This window comes from Vibrio diabolicus (assembly GCF_011801455.1).
GTDB classification, from domain to species: Bacteria; Pseudomonadota; Gammaproteobacteria; order Enterobacterales; family Vibrionaceae; genus Vibrio; species Vibrio diabolicus.
In genome coordinates, this window is record NZ_CP042451.1 from 2,659,169 (window position 1) to 2,682,846 (window position 23,678).

The window sequence follows — 23,678 nt, forward strand, 5'->3', positions numbered from 1 at the left end:
GCACTTGGTATAAAATGATGGGTTTGAATGACAGTTAATTTAGGAACGATCGGCAATGGCTGAATACGTATATACCATGTCGCGGGTGAGCAAGATTGTGCCACCTAAGCGTCAAATTCTTAAAGACATCTCTCTGAGCTTCTTCCCTGGTGCGAAAATCGGTGTTTTAGGTCTGAACGGTGCAGGTAAATCCACACTGCTACGTATCATGGCAGGTATCGACACGGATATCGACGGTGAAGCGCGTCCACAACCTGGTCTAAACGTAGGCTACCTACCCCAGGAGCCAGTATTAGACGAATCAAAAACCGTTCGTGAAGTTGTTGAAGAAGCGGTTGCTGACGTTGCTGACGCACTGAAACGTTTGGATGCGGTCTATGCGGCTTACGCAGAACCAGATGCAGACTTCGACGCACTTGCAAAAGAGCAAGGCGAACTTGAAGCTCTGATTCAAGCGAAAGATGGTCACAACCTAGAAAACGCACTTGAGCGAGCTGCAAACGCACTTCGTTTACCTGAATGGGACCAAAAAATTGCGCACCTATCAGGTGGTGAACGCCGCCGTGTCGCTATTTGTCGCCTGCTACTTTCTAAGCCAGACATGCTGCTGCTTGATGAGCCTACCAACCACCTAGATGCAGAATCTGTCGCTTGGCTAGAGCGCTTCTTAGTGGATTACACAGGTACTGTAGTCGCTATCACCCACGACCGTTACTTCCTAGATAACGCCGCGGGTTGGATCTTAGAGCTTGACCGTGGTGAAGGTATCCCATGGGAAGGTAACTACACTTCATGGTTGGAGCAAAAAGACGCTCGTCTACAACAAGAAGCGTCTCAAGAAAGCGCTCGTCAAAAAACCATCGAGAAAGAACTTGAGTGGGTACGTAAAAACCCTAAAGGTCGTCAAGCGAAATCAAAAGCACGTATGGCACGCTTTGAAGAACTGCAAAGCTCTGATCACCAAAAACGTAACGAAACCAATGAACTGTTTATCCCGCCAGGTGAGCGCCTAGGTGATAAAGTTATTGAAGTGAAGAACCTAACGAAGTCATTTGACGGCCGTGTTCTCATTGATGACCTATCATTCAGCATCCCTAAAGGTGCGATTGTTGGTATCATCGGTGCGAACGGCGCAGGTAAATCGACCCTATTCAAGATGTTAAGTGGTACTGAACAACCAGATTCAGGCACAATTGAAATGGGTGATACAGTAAAACTAGCATCGGTCGATCAGTTCCGTGACAGCATGGACGATTCTAAAACCGTATTCCAAGAGATTTCTGAAGGCGCTGATATCATTAAGATCAACAACTTCGAAATCCCAGCTCGCGCATACTGTTCACGCTTTAACTTTAAAGGCAGCGACCAACAAAAAATCATTGGTGAGCTATCAGGTGGTGAGCGTAACCGTGTCCACCTTGCGAAACTGCTTAAAGCGGGCGGTAACGTGTTACTACTCGACGAACCGACCAACGACCTTGACGTTGAAACACTGCGTGCTCTAGAAGAAGCACTACTAGAGTTCCCTGGTTGTGCAATGGTTATCTCGCACGACCGTTGGTTCCTTGACCGTATCGCGACCCACATCATTGACTACCGTGACGAAGGCCAAGTTAACTTCTACGAAGGTAACTACACCGAGTACATGGACTGGTTGAAGAAAACGTTGGGCCCTGAAGCCGCAGAACCACACCGCATCAAATACAAGCGTATTGCGAAGTAATCGCAACCCGCAAAGTTTGATTGTAATTTGTACAAAGGCCGCTATCATAGCGGCCTTTGTTTTCTTTGTTATAAAAAAGAGCTCATTAGCCCGTCTCGTTCGTTAAGAACATGACATTGCACTTACGTCACTCTGTAGCGACCTCGACACTTTTCAAACAGCAATCGAACATTTTTTGTTCGCATTGATATACTATTCAATTCTGTTTGAAAACATAACGAGAAAATGCACATGGCAGAGAGACGACGCTTTTCACGCATTCTCCATCAAGCGCCAGCGAAGGTAGAACAACGTGACTTGGCAATTGAAGCTAGGATTCAAGATCTTTCCTTACATGGTTTACTCATGAAAGTGGAAGAGACTGAGGCTTTGGATCCAGCCCTTCCAGCCCATGTTACTTTTTCATTTGATCAATCCGAACAAGTGATTACGTTAAAAGCGCAAATTGTGGATGTTTCTAAGTGTGAGATTAGGTTAAAGATCATCAAGATAGACATCGAGAGCATTAGCCAACTAAAACGATTTATAGAATTGAATGTAGGCAATAACGACCTTCTGAACCGAGAGTTAGAACATCTCTCTGATTTAGGAGAAAAATAAATGAACGCCTATTTAAGTAACAATAACTATGTCTAAAAAAATCATCATGCAGATCCCGACGAAAGACGGCGATCAGCAGTTCTATTTGGGCCGCAGTTCGGTCCTAGCAGTATTTGCTTCGGTATTGGCATTACCCGCCGTCGTTGGTGGCGCGTGGTATCTCAATCAACAGCAGATACAAAATAAAGACGAACTAACACAAACCATCGCCAAACTAGAAAGTGAAAAGGCCGAAATCACTGCTCTTTATGAAGAACAGCTTGATACCAACCACTCGCTTTCTCAGTCATTGACCGATAAAAACAATCAAATTCAGCTATTAGGAAAACGGGTATTCGACGTCGAATCGGTTCTAGGTCTCGCTGACGAAGAGCTGATGATCGATGAAAACAACATGGCGTTAGAAGAGCGAATTGATGCAGCAGCTATCGATTCCGCAGTTCGAGCAACCATGTTTCGTTTGATTCCAAATGATAGCCCAGTGACATACCAACGTATTTCTTCTTCCTACGGCAGTCGCATTAATCCTATTTCAGGTAAACGACACGTTCATACTGGTATCGATCTTACCTGTAAACGAGGAGAAGAAATCCTCGCACCTGCAGACGGAGTGGTGGAAACCGTTCGCCCGAGTAATCGTGGCTATGGCAACTATGTCACTATTCGTCACTCATTTGGCTTTATGAGCTCCTTTGCTCACTTACAACGCTTTAAAGTGAAAAGCGGCCAATTTGTCAGTAAAGGCGATGTGATTGCTCAATGTGGTAGTTCAGGTAATTCCACTGGCCCGCACCTGCATTACGAGGTGCGCTTTCTCGGGCGAGCACTCAACCCTCAATACTTGATGGAGTGGACACCTGAAAACTTCAATTATGTATTTGAAAAAGAGAAAAAAGTGAAATGGGGCCCTTTAGTTCAATTGATTGATAATGTCGTGCGTCTGCAAGTCAATTTAACCAACTCCCCCTATCGCGACACCAGTATCAATACAGTATCAAGTGAAGATACCAGCAATACCGCGACTAACTGATTTATCTCTCGACACAAAAAAGAGCAGCGTAAGCTGCTCTTTTCGTTTCGGGCTCCACACGGATAGATAACCAGCGATTAACCGCGATGAATATTATCATTCGCCTGTTTGAGTAAGTTTTGGCTCTCATTCATAAATTGTTGTGAATAATCACCAAACCACTCACTCACCTGCTCAAAGCTTTCGACAAATTTGGCTTTATCTTTGCTATCCAAAATCGCAAGTGCTTCGCCGAAGCGTTGGTGGAATCGCTTAATCATGTCGATGTTTTCTTGCGATGAGAGAATAATGTCACCGTAGAGGTTTGGATCCTGACCAAACAGACGCCCTACCATCGCCAACTCCAGGCGGTAGATCGGTGAGCTCAACTTTAACAGTTGCTCAATGTTCGGGTTCTCTTTGCTTAGATGCATGCCGTAAGCAAATGAGGTGAAGTGACGCAGCGCTTGGATTAACGTCATGCCATGATCGTGCTCTTGCGCATCAATCTGGCACAAGCTCGCGCCCCAAATACCAAACTGTTGCAGCAACCATTGGTATTGATCATTTCCACGCCCATCACAGTACACAATCACCTGCTTGGCAAGGCTCGGCACATCTGGGCCAAACATTGGGTGTAAACCAACCACCGGTCCTTGGTGCACATTCAACATTGCTTGCAGTGGCTTAGATTTTATAGAAGTCAGGTCACACAGAATACAGTCTTGTGGCAGATTACCTAGCTTTTCAATCACACCTTCTGTTAGGTGAATTGGCACAGTAACCACCACCAAGCCCGCATCTTTTAGGATGTCATCCGCACGATCCCAGTCTTTGCTACCAAGCACTTTGACTTGATAACCAGATAACTTAAACATACGCCCAAACAGGCCGCCTAACTGGCCATTACCACCAATAATGACCACTGAGCGTAATTCAGGGTTCAAACACTTAAAACCGGAGTCTTTTTCACTGGCATAAGACTCACGCATGGTACGACGCAGAATATCTTCAATAAGCTGTGGAGGAATTCCCATTTTCTCAGCTTCTGCTCGGCGAGAAGCCAGCATCGCCGCTTCACGATCAGGGGCATAAATAGGCAAACCATGTTCGCTTTTTACTTCCCCAACTTTCTCTACGAGCGCCAAACGCTGAGCTAATAGCTCCAACATTTGCTTGTCGACTGCATCAATCTGATCGCGCAATGCGTTAAGTTCAACTGCCATTGATGTTCCTTAAATCCTGTATTAATTAGCCTTTAGACGATTTTCTAAGAAAGGCACTAGCTCTTCATGTGCATGACGTAATAGTGCCTCAGTTGAATCCCAATTGATACATGCGTCAGTGATAGATACACCGTATTTCATTTCTTCGAGAGCTAAGTCAGAAGATTGATTTCCTTCATTGATATGGCTTTCAATCATAAGGCCGATAATGGACTTATTACCTTCACGGATTTGGTGAATAACATCTTCTGCGACTAATGGCTGGCGACGGTAATCTTTACGTGAGTTGGCGTGACTACAATCCACCATTAATGATGCATCAAGGCCAGATTTCGCCATTTCTTGCTCACACTCAGTAACTGACACTGAGTCGTAGTTAGTTTGCTTGCCGCCACGTAAGATCACATGCCCATTAGCATTACCCTGAGTGGTCAATAGCGCTACTTGTCCCTCACGGTTAATTCCCATAAAACGGTGGCTAGAAGACGCAGCTTGCATCGCATTGATTGCGGTTGCCAAACTGCCATCCGTGCCATTTTTAAAACCGATTGGCATAGACAGGCCACTTGCCATTTCACGGTGAGTTTGTGACTCCGTAGTACGTGCGCCGATCGCAGCCCAACTAAAAGTATCCGCCAAGTATTGTGGGCTAATTGGGTCCAGAGCTTCAGTCGCGAGCGGGATTTCCATCTCTGCCAATTCCACTAGCAGTTCGCGTCCAACATGCAGACCATGTTCAATATCGAAGCTGCCATCGAGGTGCGGATCGTTAATCAGCCCTTTCCAGCCGACCGTGGTGCGTGGTTTTTCAAAGTAAACACGCATAACAATATACAGTTGGTCACTTAGTTGTTCAGAGAGCGCTTTAAGACGTTTTGCGTAATCCTTCGCCGCTTCCACGTCGTGGATAGAACATGGACCACATACAACCAGCAGGCGATGATCCTTTTTATGAATAATATTAGCGATAGTTTGGCGAGACTCTTGAATAAAGCGGCGCGCTTTTTCACTCAAAGGAAGCTTGGTTTTTAGCTCCTCTGGGGTAATAAGAACCTGCTCTTCGCTAATATTAATATTGCTCAACTCACTTTTCTGCATAACTCTAACCTGTATATTTATTTTTACACCCAACCAAATCCTTGGTGAGACAACTAAGCTTTAACGACAAGATAACAGGCTAAAAAAGAAAAACAAGCGTACATAATAAAAAACATTTGGTGTAAATTATTATTTACACCAAATGAAAAGCCAAAGTATAATTAACTTTGGCTTCTAATCGGTGTTTTGAATCTTTTACAAGAGGTTTAGCTGGTCAAGCGTTTCATCGCTTCACTCGCCGCTTTCCACTCTTGAGATAACTTGAGATCGCTTAGAGAAAACGACTGTTTTTTCAGTAACGCATCCGCCAGTGGCACTGTTGATACTGGCAAGTTATCCAACACCTCAATGTGTGCTTCACGCTTATTACACATCAATAGCATATCGCAACCGGCTTTCAAGGCTTGAGCCCCACGCTCGGCAGGACTACCCATGATTGCAGCGCCTTCCATCGTCAGATCATCGGAGAAAACCAAGCCTTTAAAACCGAGTTGCTGTCGCAAAACTTGTTTCAACCAGTATTCTGAACCACTCGCTGGCTGAGAGTCGTAGTTCGGAAAAATCACGTGAGCAGGCATCATGGCATCTAAAATACCGGCATCAATTTGCGCTTTGAAGATCGCCATATCTTGTTCAAAAATATCACTGCGCTCGTCGTATGGTGTTTCTAGATGTGAGTCTGCAATCACACCACCGTGACCCGGGAAGTGTTTGCCTGTTGTTGCCATTCCAACGCTCTTCATACCCTGCATGTAAGCGGTGCTAAATAGAAGAATGGTATCGGCATCTTCGCCAAATGCTCGGTTACCGATCGCTTTACATTGATGACCTTTATCGAGCACTGGTGCAAAGCTTAAATCAATGTCGTGTGCTATCAACTCCGCTGCCATTAGCCAACCACCCATACGTGCTAACTCTTCACCATTTTGATGTTTGGCGTATTCTTCGGCTGCAGGGATCAACGAGAAACCTTCACGGAAGCGTTGTACTCGCCCCCCTTCTTGATCCACACCGATCAAAATCGGGCGCTTGGCTGCCTTGCGGATTGATTGAGTAAGTGCTTGAAGCTGTTCACTATCATGATAGTTGCGAGCAAATAGAATTAAGCCACCAACCGTAGGATGTTCCAGAATTTCTTTGTCTTCAGCGGTCAGTTCATAACCCGCGACGTCAACCCATAACGGTCCCATGTTTTCTCCTCAAAATCGGCTGAATATCTCGTATTCGATGAGGTTATTCGCTTCAGATTTGCTTTACAATAAGTGAATGAAGAATTGACGAGATCGGCTATGAAATTTAACGAACTGTACATTGGTGTGATGTCTGGAACGAGTATGGACGGCGTTGATACCGCTCTGGTTGAAATAAGTGATGAGCACGTTCGTCTGGTTGCGCACGACGATTACCCAATGCCCACGGCACTGAAAGAAATGCTGTTATCTGTTTGTACCGGTCAAGCCACAAATTTAAAAGCCATAGGTGAATTGGATCACCAACTTGGCCACCTCTTCGCTGACGCCGTTTTACAGCTGCTCAATAAGTCTGGCTACGTCGCGGAACAAATTCGTGCGATTGGTAATCACGGTCAAACGGTATTCCACCAACCTACTGGAGAGTTACCCTTTACCACTCAGTTGGGTGATGCCAACATCATCGCAGTGAAAACAGGGATTGATACGGTTGCAGATTTTCGACGTAAAGATATGGCGCTAGGTGGTCAAGGTGCCCCACTCGTCCCTGCTTTCCATAAAAGCATTTTTGCGATGCAGGACTCCACAACTGTGGTGCTTAACATTGGAGGCATTGCCAACATCTCTGTACTGCATCCCGAGCAACCAATCATTGGCTATGACACAGGCCCGGGCAACATGTTGATGGACGCGTGGTGTGCGCTGCACACTGGGCAAAGCTTCGACAAAGATGCACAATTTGCACTGAAAGGAACGGTAAACGCTACTTTGTTGACTCAATTACTTAAAGAAGCTTACCTCGCCATGCCAGCACCTAAAAGTACCGGGCGAGAACTGTTCAATATTGACTGGCTGCATCAGCAACTGGCTCATAACAATTTACCAACCGAAGACGTACAGCGTACACTCTGCGAATACTCTGCGATTACCATTGCCAACGAAGTCGACAAGTTTTCTCATGGCATCACGCCTCAACTATTGGTCTGTGGCGGTGGAGCAAGAAACCCACTTTTAATGCAGCGATTGACTAAGTTATTGCCACAATGGCACGTTGCGACAACGGCAGAAAAAGGCGTTGATGGTGACTACATGGAAGCCATGGCATTTGCTTGGCTTGCGCAGCGCTATATTCACGGCCTCCCTAGCAACTTACCGGAAGTTACGGGGGCAAGTCGTCTCGCTTCACTGGGTGTACTCTATTCAAAAAATTAAGGGCAATAGATCCTAAACAAAAAGGCTTAATTCATTATGACGAACGATGCACTTATCGCAGCTTTATCCCATCTGGTATCTGAAGGGCGAAATCCAGACACCATGGACATCGACTTGCTGCCTTCTCTCGATATTGTTCAACGCATCAACCAACAGGACAAACTCGTTCCTCTTGCCGTTGAAAAAGTGTTGCCTGAGATCGCTGAAGCCGTTGATAAGATCACGGAAGCATTTAAGGTCGGAGGTCGGTTGTTTTACATCGGTGCGGGTACCAGTGGTCGACTTGGCGTTTTGGACGCTTCAGAATGCCCGCCGACTTTTGGCACGGATCCTGAGATGGTCGTTGGTATTATTGCGGGTGGAAAAGAGGCAATGTTCCGTGCAAAAGAAGGGGCAGAGGACGATCCTGCACTAGGCGAGCAAGATCTTAAAGAGAATGCGCTAACACAACGCGATGTCGTCGTTGGTATTGCGGCAAGTGGACGAACACCGTACGTGATTGGTGGCTTAGAGTATGCGAACGAACTTGGTGCCACCACTGTAGCACTATCTTGTAACCCTGACTCTCCGATTTCCGATATTGCCGATATTGCGATCAGCCCCGTTGTTGGACCTGAAGCGTTAACGGGCTCCACTCGCTTAAAATCAGGGACGGCGCAAAAGCTCGTACTGAACATGCTCACTACCGCAAGCATGATTCGCCTAGGCAAAAGTTATCAGAACTTAATGGTAGATGTGAAAGCGACGAATGCAAAGCTAGTTGCAAGAGCGGCTCGTATTGTTATGCAAGCAACAGATTGTACTAACCAAGAGGCTAAAACTGCGCTCAAAGAAACGGACTACGACGCCAAGTTAGCGATTTTGATGATTTTAACCGGGCTGGATAAAGAAAGCGCGACTGAGCAACTGAAAGCCAAACAAGGATATTTAAGAAAAGTCGTGATCGATCAAGCGAATCAATCTTAATCAATAAAGCGCCTCACTTATTTAAAAGTCAGGCGCCTTTTATGGCTTAATTTAGTAGTTCAATCGTTCAATGTGAGTAATACCGACTTTACCTTCAAGGTCGCTGAACATATGAACCATTGCTGGGTATGGTTGTGCTCCAGGGTAGACAACTTCTGCATTGCAGAAAAACGCATAGTTTTGTCCGGCTACGACTTGAGTAGCCACAACCAAAGGGGAGTATTTGACGCCGACAAACCCCTCGATACCTTTAGCAAATACTTCTTTATCCTCTGCTTTGAGTTCATTAAATGGACTCCAGCCACCAGCCATTTGCGTTGACATAATGTGATTCCTTTTTTCTGTGCTCACTATCAAGCAATATGAACATAGTTTAATAAGTCGAATTTTGCCACAATTATGTTATGCGGACGGTATCACAGCGGCTTTATTGACTATTAATTTGAGTACTCATTCCAGCCACGCTGCCATTCCATACGGAATTTTTGTGCTTGCTCAGTACCCTCACAAACCCCTTCATAATACTGACCAGATAGCCCCATTTGATACGCAAAAGCAGGGTTACAGTATTCACGTAGGCCCTCTAAATAACCTTGGTCGTAGTCACTTTGCTTAACGCTACCCAACTCACGCAGCTCGCTCATCGTGCGTGATGTATGTCCGGCTACACCATCTTGATATCCGATCTGATGCCAATCTCCTGACTTGGCAAGATCTTCCGTTGTTGCAGCGCATCCTGCAAGTAAAGCCAGCGCCAAACCTAACGTTGCCTTTTTCATGGTTCTTCCTTAAGTAATTGTTTTCAAAAATAAGCTTACCACTAATTATTGGCGTTTGCCGCTTAGCTTGCAGATTAAACCACTGACGCCTCAAATCAGCCGCTCACTACTGCAATCAACCGTTCGCCATTTTTAAAAACCGCTCAAGCAGTATATCGACCACTCAGTGCTCTATTCGACCACTCATCTACTAACCGAATGCATTTAACACTAGTGACGCATAACATGCATCCTGAGATTAAAAAATTACCCTACCCAACTAAGACCAAGGACAATTGCTATGATGTGGTTTCTAACCTGTGTCGCAGCCCTAATCGGCGGATACTTCATCTACGGCGCTTTCGTCGAGAAGATTTTCGGCATCAATGAAAAACGCCAAACTCCTGCTCACACCAAATCGGACGGTGTTGACTTCGTTCCAATGTCAACAAAGAAAGTTTATCTAGTTCAGCTACTTAACATCGCTGGTGTTGGTCCAATTTTCGGCCCAATCATGGGTGCACTATACGGTCCAGCGGCAATGCTTTGGATTGTTGTCGGTTGTATTTTTGCTGGCGCAGTACACGATTACTTCTCTGGCATGCTTTCAGTACGTAACGGCGGCGCATCTGTACCTACTATCACGGGTCGCTACCTAGGTAATGGCGCAAAACACTTTATGAATATTTTTGCCATTGTCCTACTGCTTCTTGTTGGCGTAGTGTTCGTTTCTGCTCCTGCAGGCATGATTACTAACCTCATCAATGATCAAACAAGCTTGAGCGTAAGCATGACTACAATGGTTATCGCTATCTTCGCTTACTACATCATTGCGACGATTGTTCCTGTCGATAAAATCATTGGCCGCTTCTACCCACTGTTTGGCGCTCTACTTATCTTTATGTCTGTTGGTCTAATGACAGCCGTTGCGTTTTCTAGCGAACACACAGTAATGGGTGACTTCCAAGTTTCAGACATGTTCTCGAACCTTAACCCAAATGATATGCCACTATGGCCAGCACTGTTCATCACTATCGCATGTGGCGCGATCTCTGGCTTCCACGCGACTCAGTCTCCACTGATGGCACGTTGTATGGAAAACGAGAAAAACGGTCGTTTCGTCTTCTACGGAGCAATGATTGGTGAAGGTGTTATCGCGCTAATCTGGTGTGCTATCGCTCTGTCTTTCTTCGGCTCTCTAGACGCACTATCAGAAGCTGTGAAAAACGGTGGTCCTGGTAACGTGGTATACAGCGCATCATTTGGTCTGCTTGGTGTGTTCGGTGGTATCCTTGCGTTCCTAGGTGTGGTTATCCTACCAATTACGTCTGGCGATACAGCATTCCGTTCAAGCCGTCTGATCCTTGCTGAATACTTCAACATGGAACAAAAGACGCTACGTAACCGTCTACTGATGGCACTTCCACTGTTCGTTATCGGCGGTATCTTAACTCAAGTAGACTTCGGTATTATCTGGCGCTACTTCGGTTTTGCTAACCAAACAACAGCAGTAATGATGCTTTGGACTGCGTCCGCTTACCTACTACGTCACAACAAGCTGCACTGGATTACCACTATCCCTGCTATCTTCATGACCACGGTATGTGTCACGTTCATCTTAAACAACAGCTCGCTAGGTTTTGGCCTGCCAATGCAACTATCAACTATCGTCGGTATTGTGTTTGCCCTAGCAGTGACTGGTTACGTTATCAAAACCTCTAAGGGTAAAGGTGAAACTGAACTGGCTGACGAAGAGAAACCACAAGCCGTGTCAGAAACAGCGTAATACTCGTCACATCCGAGTGACTAAGATAAGAGCCTGCCAATTGCAGGCTCTTTTTGTTTTATACCCAAGTCACTTTAAGATTCAGAACTCGGAGCGCAGCGTCATTTACTTAGCTGTTCTTATTTATCTGAGCCAAGCATCTTGAGGTAACTTAGGTATACAATAACAACATTGATTCTAGGTTAGGTTCACTATGGAACTGGTCGTTTCCCTTTTACAACAGATGTGTGTTTACTTAGTTTTGGCTTACATGCTAAGTAAAACGCCAATCATCTTACCTTTGCTGAGTATTTCTTCGCGCTTAAGCCACCGCCTAATTTGTTACGTACTTTTCTCTGGCTTTTGTATTCTCGGCACCTATTTCGGTCTGCATATCAACGACGCTATTGCCAATACTCGTGCGATCGGCGCGGTTATGGGCGGGCTGTTTGGTGGCCCAGTGGTAGGTTTCGCCGTCGGATTTACTGGTGGCATCCATCGATACTCTCTTGGTGGCTTTACTGACCTCGCCTGCGCAATTTCAACCACCGCCGAGGGCGTAATTGGTGGCTTGCTCCACGTTTATCTTATCAAGCGAAATAAAGGCGCATTGCTGTTTAATCCAAGCGTTGTATTCAGCGTCACGTTTGTTGCAGAAGTGGTGCAAATGATTTTGCTGCTCGCCGTCGCGAAACCTTTTGATCAAGCCTATGAACTGGTGTCCGCCATTGCAGCACCTATGATCATCGCAAACTCATTTGGTGCGGCGTTGTTCATGAGTATCCTGCAAGACAGAAAAGCGATCTTTGAAAAGTTTTCTGCGACGTTTTCGCGTCGAGCACTCACCATTGCTGATCGCTCAGTGGGAATTCTAAGCAACGGCTTCAACACCGAAAACGCAGAGAAAATCGCACGTATTATTTACGAAGAAACCAAAGTGGGCGCTGTCGCGATTACCGACCAAGAAAAAATCTTAGCGTTTGTGGGCATTGGCGATGATCACCATAAACCGAACACGCCGATTTCATCGCAAAGCACATTGGATTCCATGGAGAAAAACGACATCATTTATCTTGATGGCGCAGAACGTCCATACCAATGTTCCATCGCAAAAGACTGCAAACTTGGCTCCGCGCTGATCATCCCACTACGTGCGGGAAAAGAGGTCATTGGTACCATAAAGCTGTATGAACCGAAGCGTAAATTGTTCTCCACGGCCAACATGTCAATGGCGGAAGGGATAGCTCAGCTTCTCTCTAGCCAAATCCTGTATGGCGATTACCAACAACAACAAGCCTTACTCGCTCAAGCAGAAATCAAACTGCTTCACGCTCAGGTGAATCCACACTTTTTGTTTAATGCACTCAATACTATTAGTGCGATTACTCGTCGTGATCCTGACAAAGCGCGCGAGCTAATCCAAAATTTATCGCACTTCTTCCGCAGCAATTTAAAGCAGAACATTAATACCGTGACGCTAAAGGAAGAACTTGCACATGTGAACTCGTACTTGAGCATCGAAAAAGCTCGTTTTACGGACCGCTTAGAGGTTGAAATCGATATTCAACCTGAATTGCTGGACATCAAATTGCCAAGCTTTACACTCCAGCCTTTGGTTGAGAATGCCATTAAACACGGCATTTCAAACATGCTTGAAGGTGGTAAAGTTCATATATACAGCGAAGCACACCCACAAGGTCATTTGATTACCGTCGAAGACAATGCAGGCAGTTTTGAACCGCCAAAAGAAAACCACTCCGGGCTAGGTTTAGAAATTGTCGACAAACGTCTCACTAATCAATTTGGGCGTGATGCATCGCTAAAAATTACGTGCGAGCCACATCAATTTACTAAAATGAGCTTTATCATTCCCCCAAAATCATAAAAGCACTCTGAAGCAATAAAGGTAATGTTGGATGTTAACCGCACTCGTCATTGATGATGAACAGTTTGCTCGTGAAGAGCTGACAGAGTTATTGGATGAAACAGGCCAAGTTGAAGTGGTGGGCAATGCCTCAAACGCGATCCTTGGTCTAAAAAAAATCAATGAGCTCAAACCTGATGTGGTGTTTCTCGATATCCAAATGCCTCAAGTTACTGGGATTGAACTACTTGGAATGCTTGATCCAGAAACCATGCCTTATGTGGTTTTTGTCACGGCTTACGACCAGTATGCAATTCAAGCATTTGAAGACAATGCCTTTGATTACTTGCTCAAACCTGTCGACCCATGCCGTTTAACCAAAACGGTCAAACGGCTAAATAAAGTCATTAGTCAATCCGCCCTAACTCAACAGCTGTCTGCTATTACGCCCGATACTTTAGATCAGATTCCGTGCATCGGGCACAACCGTATCGTTATCATGGCCACCGACACGGTAGAATGTGCATACAGTGACATCAGCGGCGTGCATGTACGCTCCACCAGCCAAGCCGCGAGCACTCAACTGACATTAAAAACGCTAGAAGAGAAAACCCCACTGGTACGCTGTCATCGCCAATACTTAGTCAGCATTAAGGCCATCAGCGAAATCAAATTACTCGAAAACGGATTAGCAGAAATCATCACCAAAACTGGCTTTGAGATACCAGTAAGCCGCCGCTACCTTAAAGTGCTCAAAGAGATGCTGGGCATTAGCCACTAACACAAAAAGTTCACACATCACCGCTGAGTTTCCGCTAGCGTATAAATAAGACGCTCCGAAAAGACGAGGCGATGATGTATAAAGTTTTGTTCATATGTAAGCACAATGCTGGACGAAGTGTGCTCGCTGAGTCGATCGCAACCCATATCCTGCCAGCAGATTTTAGTGTCGCCAGCGGTGGGTCTCATCCCACAGGCACAGTTCACCCGGTGGTGCAAAAATATTTAGATGACCACCAACTTCCCATTCCACATATCCACACCCACTCATGGGAAGAGCGAACTCAGTTTCTTCCTGACATCGTTATTATTCTCTGTGACTCTTTACATCAAGAGGCAGCTCCTCAGTGGCTTGCGGGTGGCGTTCGAGTAAACTGGCAAGTCGATGCCTTTCCGACTGAAGGTTCTGATGAAGACATGTACGCACATTGCGAAAGGGTTGCTCAGTTGCTTGAGCGAAGAATCACGAAGATGTCCGATATGATTATCGATGGTTTAGGGAAAGACCAAATTCGTGATTACCTAAATGAACTGAGTGAGATGTAAAAAAGGCGACCCACTGGTCGCCTTTTTAATATTCGATAAATGGAGATTAATCCACTTGCTTGATTTGCAGTTCTTTGGGTACTTCAAAGAACATATTCTCTTCACGACCAAGTACTTCATCGACCGCTTCGGCACCGACTAGTTCTTTGATTCGCTCTAGAATCTGATTAACGAGCTCTTCCGGAGCAGATGCCCCCGCAGTCACACCTACTTTCGTTTTGCCTTCGAACCATTCAGGTTTGATATCTTCCGGACAGTCGGTTAAGTAGCCTGGTGTCCCTAGCTTTTCAGCTAGCTCTTTAAGGCGTGTAGAGTTTGATGAGTTTTTTGAACCCACAACAACCATCACATCTACGTCACCCGCTAATTCACGTACGGCATCTTGGCGGTTTTGTGTCGCGTAACAGATATCGTCTTTACGTGGTCCTTGGATATCTGGGAAGACGCGGCGTAGCTCTTCGATAACATCGGCAGTTTCATCTACAGAAAGTGTCGTTTGGCTTACGTAATGAAGATCAGATGGATCTTTCACAATCGACTTCAGTTTCTCAACATCGGCCGGGGTTTCAACCAAGTACATACCACCGGTTTCACTCGCGTACTGCCCCATTGTGCCTTCCACTTCAGGGTGACCTGCGTGACCAATCAGAACCACTTCCATATTGCGGCGGCTTGCTCGCGCCACTTCCATATGCACTTTGGTTACCAACGGGCAAGTCGCGTCAAATACCGTCAAATCTCGCTGCTTGGCTTCCTGACGAACCGCCTGCGATACACCATGAGCAGAAAAAATTACAATGTTGTTGTCTGGCACTTCATGCAGCTCTTCAACGAAGACAGCGCCACGTTGCTTTAGCCCTTCAACCACAAAACGGTTATGCACCACCTCATGACGAACATAAATCGGTGGCTGATACATCTCTAGCGCACGCTCTACGATGCTAATCGCACGGTCTACACCAGCACAAAAGCCGCGTGGGTTAGCTAATAGGATTTTCATTTCATTGCTCATGGAAATTATCTTTATTGGGTTCGCTATTCTACTGACAAAATTTCAACTTCGAAAGTCACGTCTTGTCCCGCTAGAGGATGGTTGAAGTCCACAGTGACTGAATCGCCAGCAATCTCTGTAATAATGCCCGGGATTTCCATACCATCAGGACCACTGAACGCCATGATTGTACCCACTTCTACTTCTGCATCACCTACAAACTTAGTGCGATCCATATGGTGTACATGGTCTGGATTTGGCATGCCAAACGCGTCTTCTGCTTTTAGCTCAATCGCTTTTTGTGCGCCTGTTTCGAGGCCTATCAAGCACTGCTCAAAGTTTTCACTCAAGCTGCCATCACCCATAACAAATTTCGCTGGTTTACCCATGTTATGAGTACTATCCGCAACCGATCCGTCTTTCATTTTAATCGTAAAGTGAAGGGTTACTACAGATTCATTGGTTATTGTTGTCACGTTACTGCTTCCTTGTTCTTGGGTTATTACGCTGTCAGCTTGGTCTTTTTATACATTGATATGCTGATTGGCGCTCCAACATAATAAAAAGCGTCGCTCGAATCAACGGGCGACGCTTAGGGTTATTCAACTTTTCGCAATATACACTGCCACTACTTAGGCTTTCGCCTCGTCTTTCTTTCGAAAGCCGTCAAGAATAATCATCGCGGCACCAATACAGATCGCCATGTCTGCAAGGTTGAACGCTGGCCAGTGATAATTACCCCAGAAAAAGTCCAAATAATCCACGACAAACCCATGTATTACTCGGTCGAATACGTTGCCTACTGCGCCACCAATAATCATGGCATAAGCAATATTATTCCATTTCTCTTTCGCTGGTAGTTTGCTCATCCAGTAAGTCAAAAGACCCGTAACGATAAAAGCAATACCTGTAAATAACCAACGTTGCCAGCCCGCTTGATCACTCAAAAAGCTAAAAGCAGCGCCATAGTTATGCACGTACAAAAGATTAAAGAATGGCAAAATTTCTATGCGGTTTGCCCAGCCATATCCCATGTTGTTCATTACAACATACTTAATGCCAATATCAGCTAAAAAGATAACCACCGCTAACCATAACCAGCGAATACCAGATTGCTTTAAAGACAGTGCTTTTTCACTCATTACTTTACCTACAAACAGCCCCAGTAAATACTGGGGCTGTTAATTTTAAAAAAAGTTCAGTCGTTCTAGGCAATTACGCGAATTTACGTACTTCACCTTCGCCTTCTACGTTAGACACACAACGACCACAGATTTTCTCGTGACCTTCAATTGTGCCTACGTCTGGCGTGTGGTGCCAACAACGATCACACTTCTCGCCTTCAGCTGCTGCTACTTCAACAAACAAGCCTTCGATATCCGTGGCTTGTGCTGCATCAGTCTTCTCACCTAGAGGCTTAACTTTCGCCGCAGAGGTTAGTAGAACAAAGCGCAGTTCATCTTCAAGTTTGTTGATCTTCGCCGCTAAAGCGTCATCAGCAAATAGAGTCACTTCAGCTTGTAGTGCACCACCGATGGTTTTCTCTTTACGCGCATCTTCTAGAAGTTTGTTTACTGCACCACGAACCGCTTGGATCTCAGCCCAGAATTCATTGTTCAGCTCTTCACCTTCAGCAAGGCCGAATAGACCGTCGAACCACTCACCAGTGAATACGAACTTGTCGCGCTCGCCTGGCATTTCGTTCCAGATTTCATCTGCAGTGAACGACATGATTGGCGCCATCCAACGAACTAGCGCTTCTACGATGTAGTAAAGTGCAGTCTGGCAGCTACGTTGAGCGTTGCCGCCACGTTTTGCTGTGTACTGACGGTCTTTAATTACGTCTAGGTAGAAAGAGCCCATTTCGATCGAACAGAATTGCATTAGACGCTGAGTCACACCGTGTGTGTTGTACTCTTCGTATGCTTTAACAATCTCTTCTTGTGCTGCTAGCGCACGACCAACTGCCCAGCGATCTAGCGCAACCATCTCTTCAACAGGAACGATGTCTGTTTCAGGGTTGAAGCCGCTTAGGTTAGCAAGGAAGAAACGCGCTGTGTTACGGATACGACGGTAAGCATCTGCGCTACGTTTTAGGATTTCATCAGAAACCGCAACTTCACCAGTGTAGTCTGTTGAAGCAACCCATAGACGAAGAATGTCAGCACCTAGCTTGTTAGTTACGTCTTTTGGCGCAACCACGTTACCGATAGATTTAGACATCTTACGACCCTGACCATCAACCACGAAACCGTGTGTCAGTACTTGTTTGTAAGGCGCTTCGTCTTTCATCGCGATAGATGAAATTAGAGAAGACTGGAACCAACCACGGTGTTGGTCAGAACCTTCTAAGTATAGGTCTGCACTGTTGCCGTTGTACTCTTCACGAGCATCAACAACGGAGAAGTGAGTGACACCTGAATCGAACCATACGTCTAGCGTATCGAGTACTTTTTCGTATTGGTCAGCGTCAGCACCGAGTAGTTCAGCGGCATCTACATCCCACCATGCTTGGATGCCTTTCTCTTCAACCAGCTTAGCGACTTTCTCGATCAGCTCTAGCGTGTTTGGATGAAGTTCTGCTGTTTCTTTATGAACAAACAGAGCAATTGGCACACCCCAAGTACGTTGACGAGAGATACACCACTCAGGGCGACCTTCGATCATACCTTCGATGCGGCTTTGACCCCACTCAGGCATCCACTCTACGTTCTTGATTGACTCTAGTGCTTTAGCACGTAGGCCAGCTTGGTCCATAGAAACGAACCATTGAGGTGTAGCACGGAAGATGATTGGAGTCTTATGACGCCAACAGTGTGGGTAGCTGTGCTCGTAAGCGTGGTGGTGTAGTAGTGCACCTTTTTCTTTCAGTACTTCTACTACCGCATCGTTCGCTTTAAATACGTGCTGACCAGCAAATAGCTCTGTATCTGGTAGGTAAACACCGTTTGAGCCAACTGGGTTTGCTACTTCTAGGTTGTACTTGTTACCAACCGCGAAGTCTTCTTGACCGTGACCAGGAGCAGTGTGAACAACACCAGTACCTGAATCAGTCGTAACGTGATCACCTAGGATCGCCGGTACAGTGAAATCGTAGAATGGGTGTTGGAATTGAGAAAGCTCTAGATCCGCACCTTTAGCAAAGCCAAGATTGTGGAAGTGCTCGATACCCGCACGGTCCATTACGTCTTTCGCTAACTCAGCAGCAACGATGATACGTTCAGGTTGCTCACCTTCAACTTGGATAAGTACATACTCAAGGTCATCACGTAGACACACAGCACGGTTCGCAGGAAGCGTCCAAGGTGTTGTCGTCCAGATGACAATAGAGATATCGCCTTTACCTTCATGGCCTTCAGTCAGCTCAAACTTAGACAGAAGCGCAGCTTCGTCAGCCGCTTTAAAACGAACGTCGATAGATGGCGATACTTTATCTTTGTATTCTACTTCCGCTTCAGCAAGAGCAGAACCACAGTCTGTACACCAGTGAACAGGTTTGAAACCTTTTAGCAGGTGACCATTGCTTGCGATCTTACCAAGAGCACGAATAATGTTTGCTTCAGTTGCGAAATCCATAGTGCGGTATGGCTTGTCCCACTCACCCATGATACCAAGGCGTTTGAAGCTCTCTTTCTGACCTTCAACCTGACCTGCTGCGTATTCACGACATTTCTCGCGGAATTCTGCTGCCGTCACTTTTTGGCCTGGCTTGCCTACTTTTTTCTCTACCATTAATTCAATAGGTAGACCGTGGCAATCCCAGCCAGGAATGTAAGGTGCGTCAAAACCTGAAAGTGTTTTGGATTTAATAATAATGTCTTTAAGAATCTTGTTTAGTGCGTGACCAATATGAATGTCACCATTTGCGTAAGGAGGGCCATCGTGCAATACGAATGACTTTTTGCCTTTCTTAGCTTTACGGATTTCACCGTAAAGATCTTCTTTGTACCAACGCTTAAGCATTTCTGGCTCACGATTGGCCAGATTGCCGCGCATTGGAAACCCTGTTTCAGGTAAGTTCAGGGTATCTTTATACTCACTCATCGATTCTTAATTCCGTTATATTGGGCGAAAATTAGACATTATGTTGAACGGTGGAATAAACCGCTCAACGCTTAAGCTGACGCAGCCACACCCTTGCTGCTTCAGCATCCAATTCGATTTGTTGTTTAAGTGCTTCAAACGACTCAAACTTTTGCTCATCTCGAAGTTTATGCAAAAGTTCCACTTCTAGTTGCTTGCCATATAAATTGGCATGAAAGTCGAATAAGTGTACTTCTAACTGCTGGCGAACGCCATTGACAGTCGGTCTTTGACCAATATTAGCGACACCACCAATTGGCTTATTTCCTAAGCCAAGCGCTTGAACAACATAGACTCCGGAGACCGGAGAAACACAGCGTTTCAAAGGAATATTCGCAGTAGGAAAACCTATCGTTCTTCCCAGCTTTCTTCCGTGAGAAACACGACCGCTGATGCTGTAGTTTCTTCCCAGCATCTGTTGCGCGGAATGCAAATCGTCACGCGCCAGCGCTTGACGGATAGCCGTACTGCTGACACGTAATTGTTGTAAACAAAAGCTCTGGGTACTCACGACATCAAAACCGTACTTTTCCCCTGCTTCCTGCAGCATTGCAAAGTTACCTGTACGGCCTTTGCCAAAGCAGAAATCATCACCAACGACAAGAAACTTAACACCCAAACGCTCGACCAACAAGTCACGGATAAATTCTTCCGCGGTTAAACTTGCAAAATGACGATTGAAATTGACGCAGAGCAAGCGATCAATATCGAGCTTACTCAATTGCACGAACTTATCGCGTAATCGCGTCAACCGTGCAGGTGCCTTATCTTTGGCAAACAGCTCCATCGGCTGAGGTTCAAAGGTCATCACAACAGAAGGCAATGATAGCCTGTCCGCTTGCTCAGACACTTGCTGCAATACTTGTTGATGGCCTTTATGGACACCATCGAAATTGCCAATAGTCAGCACGCAACCATGATGTCGCGGGGTGATATTGTGAATGCCTCTAATCAGTTCCATTGGATACTGCTTTCTGCCTCTGTTTTTACTTTACACTGTGTGAAACTGACGGATTATATACTAATCACCCTTAGTCTGTCCCAGCTTTTAGGTCTTTTAAGCGTGCACCCGTTAAAAATAGAACCACTAGGTAAACCACGGCTCCTAGACCGATCAACATTCCTAGTACACCGCTGCGGTGAGCAAAGCTCCAATCTAGCCACACTGACATGTCTTCCAATTGCCATAAGATCGCAGCCACCATCGCCGCACCTGCAATAACCAAACGTATAATAAAGAAGACGGTTCGTTTGGTGATTTGGTATACCCCTGCGATATGTAGACCACGATACAGCAATGCCATATTCACAAACGCCGAAAGTGCCGTCGCAATAGCCAAACCAACGTAACCATAAAAGTACGCAAAAATTGCGTTAAACACCATGTTAGTCACCATCGCAATGATGCCGTACTTTACTGGCGTTTTAGTATCTTGACGCGAGTAATAACCTGGCGCGAGCACCTTAATCAGCATGAAGTTCAACAAACCTGAAGCGTAGGCAAAAAGCGACAATGATGCTTGATGTACGTCTTGAGGAGAAAATTCACCTCGCATAAACAGAACCATCAGCATAGGTTTTGCCAGTACCATCAGACCAAGCATTGCAGGAAGGCCAAGCAAGATCACCATGCGCACCCCCCAATCCATGGTTTGCGCGAAGCCTTCACTTTGTGCGTCAACGTGTTTACGTGAAAGCGCGGGTAAAATCACAGTCGCAATCGCAATACCAAACAGGCCTAAAGGAAATTCCAATAAGCGGTCTGAGTAATACAGCCAGCTGATCGAACCGGTTTGCAAAAAACTGGCGATGAACGTATCAAACAACAGGTTAATCTGACTGACCGATACACCAAATAAAGCGGGGATCATCAAAGTACGGATTTTTACCACACCCGGATCGCGCCAGCCCCATTTTGGCTTAACCATGACGCCAGCTTTAATAAGGAAGGGAATTTGGAATAAGAACTGGACCAAACCACCTAAGAAAACACCAATGGAAAGCCCTATTTCTGGCATTTCCATTTGCGGCGAGATAAACCACGCCGCCAAAATAATCATCACATTGAGGAAAACAGGGGTAAAGGAGGAGACAGCAAATTTACCTAATGTATTGAGGATAGCGCCCGATAGAGCGACGAAGGTAATGAACCATAAATAGGGAAAAGTGATTTTGAGCATCACGCTAGCAAGCTCAAACTTTGCTGCAGCCGGGCCACCATGCATCCAGTCAAGGAACCAACCAAAACCAAACACTGCAGTGACCACGCCGGAGCCTAGGACACCTAAAATGGTAACAATAGAGACTATCACCCCTAACGTACCCGCCGCTCTAGCAATCAGTTCCCGAGTTTTATCCATGTCGCCTTGAGCATGGCTTTCCGTTAAAACAGGTACAAACGCTTGGGAAAAAGCCCCTTCAGCAAACAAACGTCGTAAAAAATTAGGAATTTTATTGGCGAAGAAAAAGACGTCTGCGCTTGCTCCTGCCCCCATTAAATTTGCCACTACAACATCACGAACTAGGCCAAGAACGCGGGAAATAAATGTCATAGCACTGACGATCATGCCAGACTTGAGTAGTCGTTTACTCACTGTAACCTCGGAATATCACCATAAGACAGCTAACCCTATACTGTTTCTCTGACAGGTGCTGTAAATAGACGTCAAAAATCTATCCGCGGGTTGTAAGGAATAAGTGTGCCTTTCGCGGATAATTATTAGCATTGGTATAAAAATGCTGTTAGAATCCCCGCCATCTTAACCGCGATAACCTCTCTTACCAAAATTTGTTTTGGCTTAGATCGGTTTTTGCACAAATCATTTGACATTTAAGCGCAAATGAGGGATATTCCTCGCCCTTAAATTGTCACAGAACTAAGTTTTTGGGAGTTAGACCCTTGGCAAATAGTAAATCTGCTAAGAAGCGCGCTATCCAAGCTGAGAAACGTCGTCAGCACAATGCTAGCCGTCGCTCAATGATGCGTACTTACATGAAGAAAACTGTTGCTGCTATCGAAGCAGGCGACAAAGAAGCTGCAACTGCTGCATTCGCTGTAGTTACACCTATCCTAGACCGCATGGCAACTAAAGGCCTTATTCACAAGAATAAAGCAGCTCGCCATAAGTCTCGTTTCGCTGCACAAATCAAAGCTCTTTAATAGAGTCCTGATTTTACAGTGAAGAAAAAACCGACCTTGTGTCGGTTTTTTTATATCTACAAAATTTTCTTAATAAAAAAGCTGGCAATGCCAGCTTTTCTTTTTTCTGCACGCCTATTCAAAGGCATCAGCTTATTTACCTTATAAAGCTCAAACTGGAAAGCACCAATAAAACACTTGAGAACAAAGCAAATTGGTCGATGCGCAGCAACTCTACCATCAAAAGTTTAACGCCACTCTCAAATATTCCAACGAGTTAGATTCACAGCCTAAAATGAACGATATATTAGGTATATGTAATTAACGCTAAGCGCTTTCAGCGCAATAAAGACTATGCAGTGTTTTTATTAACGCTTTCACTTCATCACTCTTCAATGTGTAGTACACGGTTTGTGCTTCTTTCCTTGTCGTGACTAGCTCATCACGGCGAAGCCAAGCAAGATGCTGAGATAATGCCGACTGGCTTAGCTCTAACTTTGCACACAGCTCTCCCACGGACAGCTCTTGGTTATGCAGCATACAAAGGATTTGTAGGCGTCTCTCGTTTGCCATCGCTTTGAGCAACACGACGGCTTTTGCGGAGTTCTGCTCCATTTCTTGTAGATTCATGTGTTGGACCTCTAGCTACAACTTACTTATTCCAACCCTGGCCAGCTTGTTGTGTTGCACTGATTTATATATCTAAGAAAATCAAGATACACTTCCAG

At 45.5% G+C, this 23,678-nt stretch carries 22 protein-coding genes; 10 read left to right on the forward strand and 12 right to left on the reverse strand.

The window, feature by feature from the left end:
- Positions 1-55 precede the first annotated feature (55 nt).
- The 3 genes from ettA to FR741_RS12625 all read left to right on the forward strand — a co-directional run bounded on the left by ettA (position 56) and on the right by FR741_RS12625 (position 3,353).
- Entirely contained in the window at positions 56-1,723 is a 1,668-nt protein-coding gene (ettA, locus tag FR741_RS12615; protein ID WP_005381894.1) for an energy-dependent translational throttle protein EttA, read from the forward strand.
- Between the two features lie 231 nt (positions 1,724-1,954).
- Positions 1,955-2,323 (forward strand): PilZ domain-containing protein, encoded by a 369-nt coding sequence (locus FR741_RS12620; RefSeq protein ID WP_012842125.1) that lies wholly within the window; start codon positions 1,955-1,957, stop codon positions 2,321-2,323.
- 28 nt (positions 2,324-2,351) lie between these two features.
- Positions 2,352-3,353 (forward strand): peptidoglycan DD-metalloendopeptidase family protein, encoded by a 1,002-nt coding sequence (locus FR741_RS12625; protein WP_006743114.1) that lies wholly within the window; start codon positions 2,352-2,354, stop codon positions 3,351-3,353.
- Between the two features lie 77 nt (positions 3,354-3,430).
- Here FR741_RS12625 and tyrA read toward each other — a convergent pair whose 3' ends face one another.
- The 3 genes from tyrA to nagZ all read right to left on the reverse strand — a co-directional run bounded on the left by tyrA (position 3,431) and on the right by nagZ (position 6,846).
- Positions 3,431-4,558 carry a bifunctional chorismate mutase/prephenate dehydrogenase gene (gene tyrA, locus FR741_RS12630; protein WP_006743113.1) on the reverse strand — a complete coding sequence of 376 codons (1,128 nt, stop codon included), beginning with the start codon at positions 4,556-4,558 and terminating at the stop codon, positions 3,431-3,433.
- A 21-nt stretch (positions 4,559-4,579) separates the two neighbouring features.
- The gene (locus FR741_RS12635; RefSeq protein ID WP_005397501.1) at positions 4,580-5,656 is read right to left on the reverse strand and encodes a 3-deoxy-7-phosphoheptulonate synthase; all 1,077 of its coding nucleotides are present in this window, start codon (positions 5,654-5,656) and stop codon (positions 4,580-4,582) included.
- Between the two features lie 206 nt (positions 5,657-5,862).
- Entirely contained in the window at positions 5,863-6,846 is a 984-nt protein-coding gene (gene nagZ / locus FR741_RS12640; protein ID WP_167426871.1) for a beta-N-acetylhexosaminidase, read from the reverse strand.
- 99 nt (positions 6,847-6,945) lie between these two features.
- Between nagZ and FR741_RS12645 the strand changes: the two genes are divergently transcribed.
- On the forward strand, positions 6,946-8,058 hold the full coding sequence (locus tag FR741_RS12645) for an anhydro-N-acetylmuramic acid kinase (protein WP_167426872.1): 1,113 nt from the start codon (positions 6,946-6,948) through the stop codon (positions 8,056-8,058).
- Positions 8,059-8,094: 36 nt separating this feature from the next.
- The gene (gene murQ, locus FR741_RS12650) at positions 8,095-9,024 is read left to right on the forward strand and encodes an N-acetylmuramic acid 6-phosphate etherase (RefSeq protein WP_167426873.1); all 930 of its coding nucleotides are present in this window, start codon (positions 8,095-8,097) and stop codon (positions 9,022-9,024) included.
- Between the two features lie 51 nt (positions 9,025-9,075).
- Here the strand turns inward: murQ and FR741_RS12655 are convergent, their stop codons facing one another.
- Together FR741_RS12655 and FR741_RS12660 are read right to left on the reverse strand one after the other, a co-directional pair.
- Positions 9,076-9,348, reverse strand: a complete 273-nt coding sequence (locus FR741_RS12655) for a hypothetical protein (RefSeq protein WP_012842127.1) — start codon at positions 9,346-9,348, stop codon at positions 9,076-9,078.
- Positions 9,349-9,461: 113 nt separating this feature from the next.
- Entirely contained in the window at positions 9,462-9,803 is a 342-nt protein-coding gene (locus FR741_RS12660) for a DUF2799 domain-containing protein (protein WP_012842128.1), read from the reverse strand.
- Positions 9,804-10,083: 280 nt separating this feature from the next.
- On the opposite strand from FR741_RS12660, the gene FR741_RS12665 reads away from it, so the two are divergent.
- From FR741_RS12665 to FR741_RS12680, 4 genes are all read left to right on the forward strand, one after another.
- The gene (locus FR741_RS12665; RefSeq protein ID WP_005381914.1) at positions 10,084-11,568 is read left to right on the forward strand and encodes a carbon starvation CstA family protein; all 1,485 of its coding nucleotides are present in this window, start codon (positions 10,084-10,086) and stop codon (positions 11,566-11,568) included.
- 193 nt (positions 11,569-11,761) lie between these two features.
- Positions 11,762-13,432 (forward strand): sensor histidine kinase, encoded by a 1,671-nt coding sequence (locus FR741_RS12670; protein WP_005397519.1) that lies wholly within the window; start codon positions 11,762-11,764, stop codon positions 13,430-13,432.
- 31 nt (positions 13,433-13,463) lie between these two features.
- Positions 13,464-14,192 carry a two-component system response regulator BtsR gene (btsR, locus tag FR741_RS12675; RefSeq protein WP_006743107.1) on the forward strand — a complete coding sequence of 243 codons (729 nt, stop codon included), beginning with the start codon at positions 13,464-13,466 and terminating at the stop codon, positions 14,190-14,192.
- Between the two features lie 71 nt (positions 14,193-14,263).
- Positions 14,264-14,737 (forward strand): arsenate-mycothiol transferase ArsC, encoded by a 474-nt coding sequence (locus tag FR741_RS12680; RefSeq protein WP_167426874.1) that lies wholly within the window; start codon positions 14,264-14,266, stop codon positions 14,735-14,737.
- 46 nt (positions 14,738-14,783) lie between these two features.
- Here the strand turns inward: FR741_RS12680 and ispH are convergent, their stop codons facing one another.
- The 6 genes from ispH to murJ form a co-directional block, all read right to left on the reverse strand.
- Positions 14,784-15,749, reverse strand: coding sequence for a 4-hydroxy-3-methylbut-2-enyl diphosphate reductase (gene ispH / locus FR741_RS12685; protein ID WP_047009110.1), 966 nt, complete (start codon positions 15,747-15,749; stop codon positions 14,784-14,786).
- 23 nt (positions 15,750-15,772) lie between these two features.
- A complete protein-coding gene (gene fkpB, locus FR741_RS12690; protein ID WP_012842130.1) occupies positions 15,773-16,204 on the reverse strand; it encodes an FKBP-type peptidyl-prolyl cis-trans isomerase in 432 nt (143 codons plus the stop codon).
- Positions 16,205-16,360: 156 nt separating this feature from the next.
- Complete coding sequence (gene lspA, locus FR741_RS12695) at positions 16,361-16,870, reverse strand: signal peptidase II (protein WP_005397302.1); 510 nt, start codon at positions 16,868-16,870, stop codon at positions 16,361-16,363.
- A 73-nt stretch (positions 16,871-16,943) separates the two neighbouring features.
- On the reverse strand, positions 16,944-19,772 hold the full coding sequence (gene ileS, locus FR741_RS12700; protein WP_167426875.1) for an isoleucine--tRNA ligase: 2,829 nt from the start codon (positions 19,770-19,772) through the stop codon (positions 16,944-16,946).
- Positions 19,773-19,836: 64 nt separating this feature from the next.
- Positions 19,837-20,772 carry a bifunctional riboflavin kinase/FAD synthetase gene (gene ribF, locus FR741_RS12705; protein ID WP_046873948.1) on the reverse strand — a complete coding sequence of 312 codons (936 nt, stop codon included), beginning with the start codon at positions 20,770-20,772 and terminating at the stop codon, positions 19,837-19,839.
- 70 nt (positions 20,773-20,842) lie between these two features.
- Positions 20,843-22,405, reverse strand: coding sequence for a murein biosynthesis integral membrane protein MurJ (gene murJ, locus FR741_RS12710; protein WP_046873949.1), 1,563 nt, complete (start codon positions 22,403-22,405; stop codon positions 20,843-20,845).
- 305 nt (positions 22,406-22,710) lie between these two features.
- Here murJ and rpsT point away from each other — a divergent pair, with 305 nt between their 5' ends.
- On the forward strand, positions 22,711-22,971 hold the full coding sequence (gene rpsT / locus FR741_RS12715) for a 30S ribosomal protein S20 (protein ID WP_005381938.1): 261 nt from the start codon (positions 22,711-22,713) through the stop codon (positions 22,969-22,971).
- A gap of 306 nt (positions 22,972-23,277) precedes the next feature.
- Here rpsT and FR741_RS12720 read toward each other — a convergent pair whose 3' ends face one another.
- A complete protein-coding gene (locus FR741_RS12720) occupies positions 23,278-23,580 on the reverse strand; it encodes an ArsR/SmtB family transcription factor (protein WP_005397309.1) in 303 nt (100 codons plus the stop codon).
- Between the last annotated feature and the right edge of the window lie 98 nt (positions 23,581-23,678).

Bases quoted from the DNA above. Each gene is read 5' to 3' on its own strand.
- ettA (WP_005381894.1), top strand. From the start codon at position 56: ATGGCTGAATACGTATATACCATGTCGCGGGTGAGCAAGATTGTGCCA.
- FR741_RS12620 (WP_012842125.1), top strand. From the start codon at position 1,955: ATGGCAGAGAGACGACGCTTTTCACGCATTCTCCATCAAGCGCCAGCG.
- FR741_RS12625 (WP_006743114.1), top strand. From the start codon at position 2,352: ATGTCTAAAAAAATCATCATGCAGATCCCGACGAAAGACGGCGATCAG.
- tyrA (WP_006743113.1), bottom strand. From the start codon at position 4,558: ATGGCAGTTGAACTTAACGCATTGCGCGATCAGATTGATGCAGTCGAC.
- FR741_RS12635 (WP_005397501.1), bottom strand. From the start codon at position 5,656: ATGCAGAAAAGTGAGTTGAGCAATATTAATATTAGCGAAGAGCAGGTT.
- nagZ (WP_167426871.1), bottom strand. From the start codon at position 6,846: ATGGGACCGTTATGGGTTGACGTCGCGGGTTATGAACTGACCGCTGAA.
- FR741_RS12645 (WP_167426872.1), top strand. From the start codon at position 6,946: ATGAAATTTAACGAACTGTACATTGGTGTGATGTCTGGAACGAGTATG.
- murQ (WP_167426873.1), top strand. From the start codon at position 8,095: ATGACGAACGATGCACTTATCGCAGCTTTATCCCATCTGGTATCTGAA.
- FR741_RS12655 (WP_012842127.1), bottom strand. From the start codon at position 9,348: ATGTCAACGCAAATGGCTGGTGGCTGGAGTCCATTTAATGAACTCAAA.
- FR741_RS12660 (WP_012842128.1), bottom strand. From the start codon at position 9,803: ATGAAAAAGGCAACGTTAGGTTTGGCGCTGGCTTTACTTGCAGGATGC.
- FR741_RS12665 (WP_005381914.1), top strand. From the start codon at position 10,084: ATGATGTGGTTTCTAACCTGTGTCGCAGCCCTAATCGGCGGATACTTC.
- FR741_RS12670 (WP_005397519.1), top strand. From the start codon at position 11,762: ATGGAACTGGTCGTTTCCCTTTTACAACAGATGTGTGTTTACTTAGTT.
- btsR (WP_006743107.1), top strand. From the start codon at position 13,464: ATGTTAACCGCACTCGTCATTGATGATGAACAGTTTGCTCGTGAAGAG.
- FR741_RS12680 (WP_167426874.1), top strand. From the start codon at position 14,264: ATGATGTATAAAGTTTTGTTCATATGTAAGCACAATGCTGGACGAAGT.
- ispH (WP_047009110.1), bottom strand. From the start codon at position 15,749: ATGAGCAATGAAATGAAAATCCTATTAGCTAACCCACGCGGCTTTTGT.
- lspA (WP_005397302.1), bottom strand. From the start codon at position 16,870: ATGAGTGAAAAAGCACTGTCTTTAAAGCAATCTGGTATTCGCTGGTTA.
- ileS (WP_167426875.1), bottom strand. From the start codon at position 19,772: ATGAGTGAGTATAAAGATACCCTGAACTTACCTGAAACAGGGTTTCCA.
- ribF (WP_046873948.1), bottom strand. From the start codon at position 20,772: ATGGAACTGATTAGAGGCATTCACAATATCACCCCGCGACATCATGGT.
- FR741_RS12720 (WP_005397309.1), bottom strand. From the start codon at position 23,580: ATGAATCTACAAGAAATGGAGCAGAACTCCGCAAAAGCCGTCGTGTTG.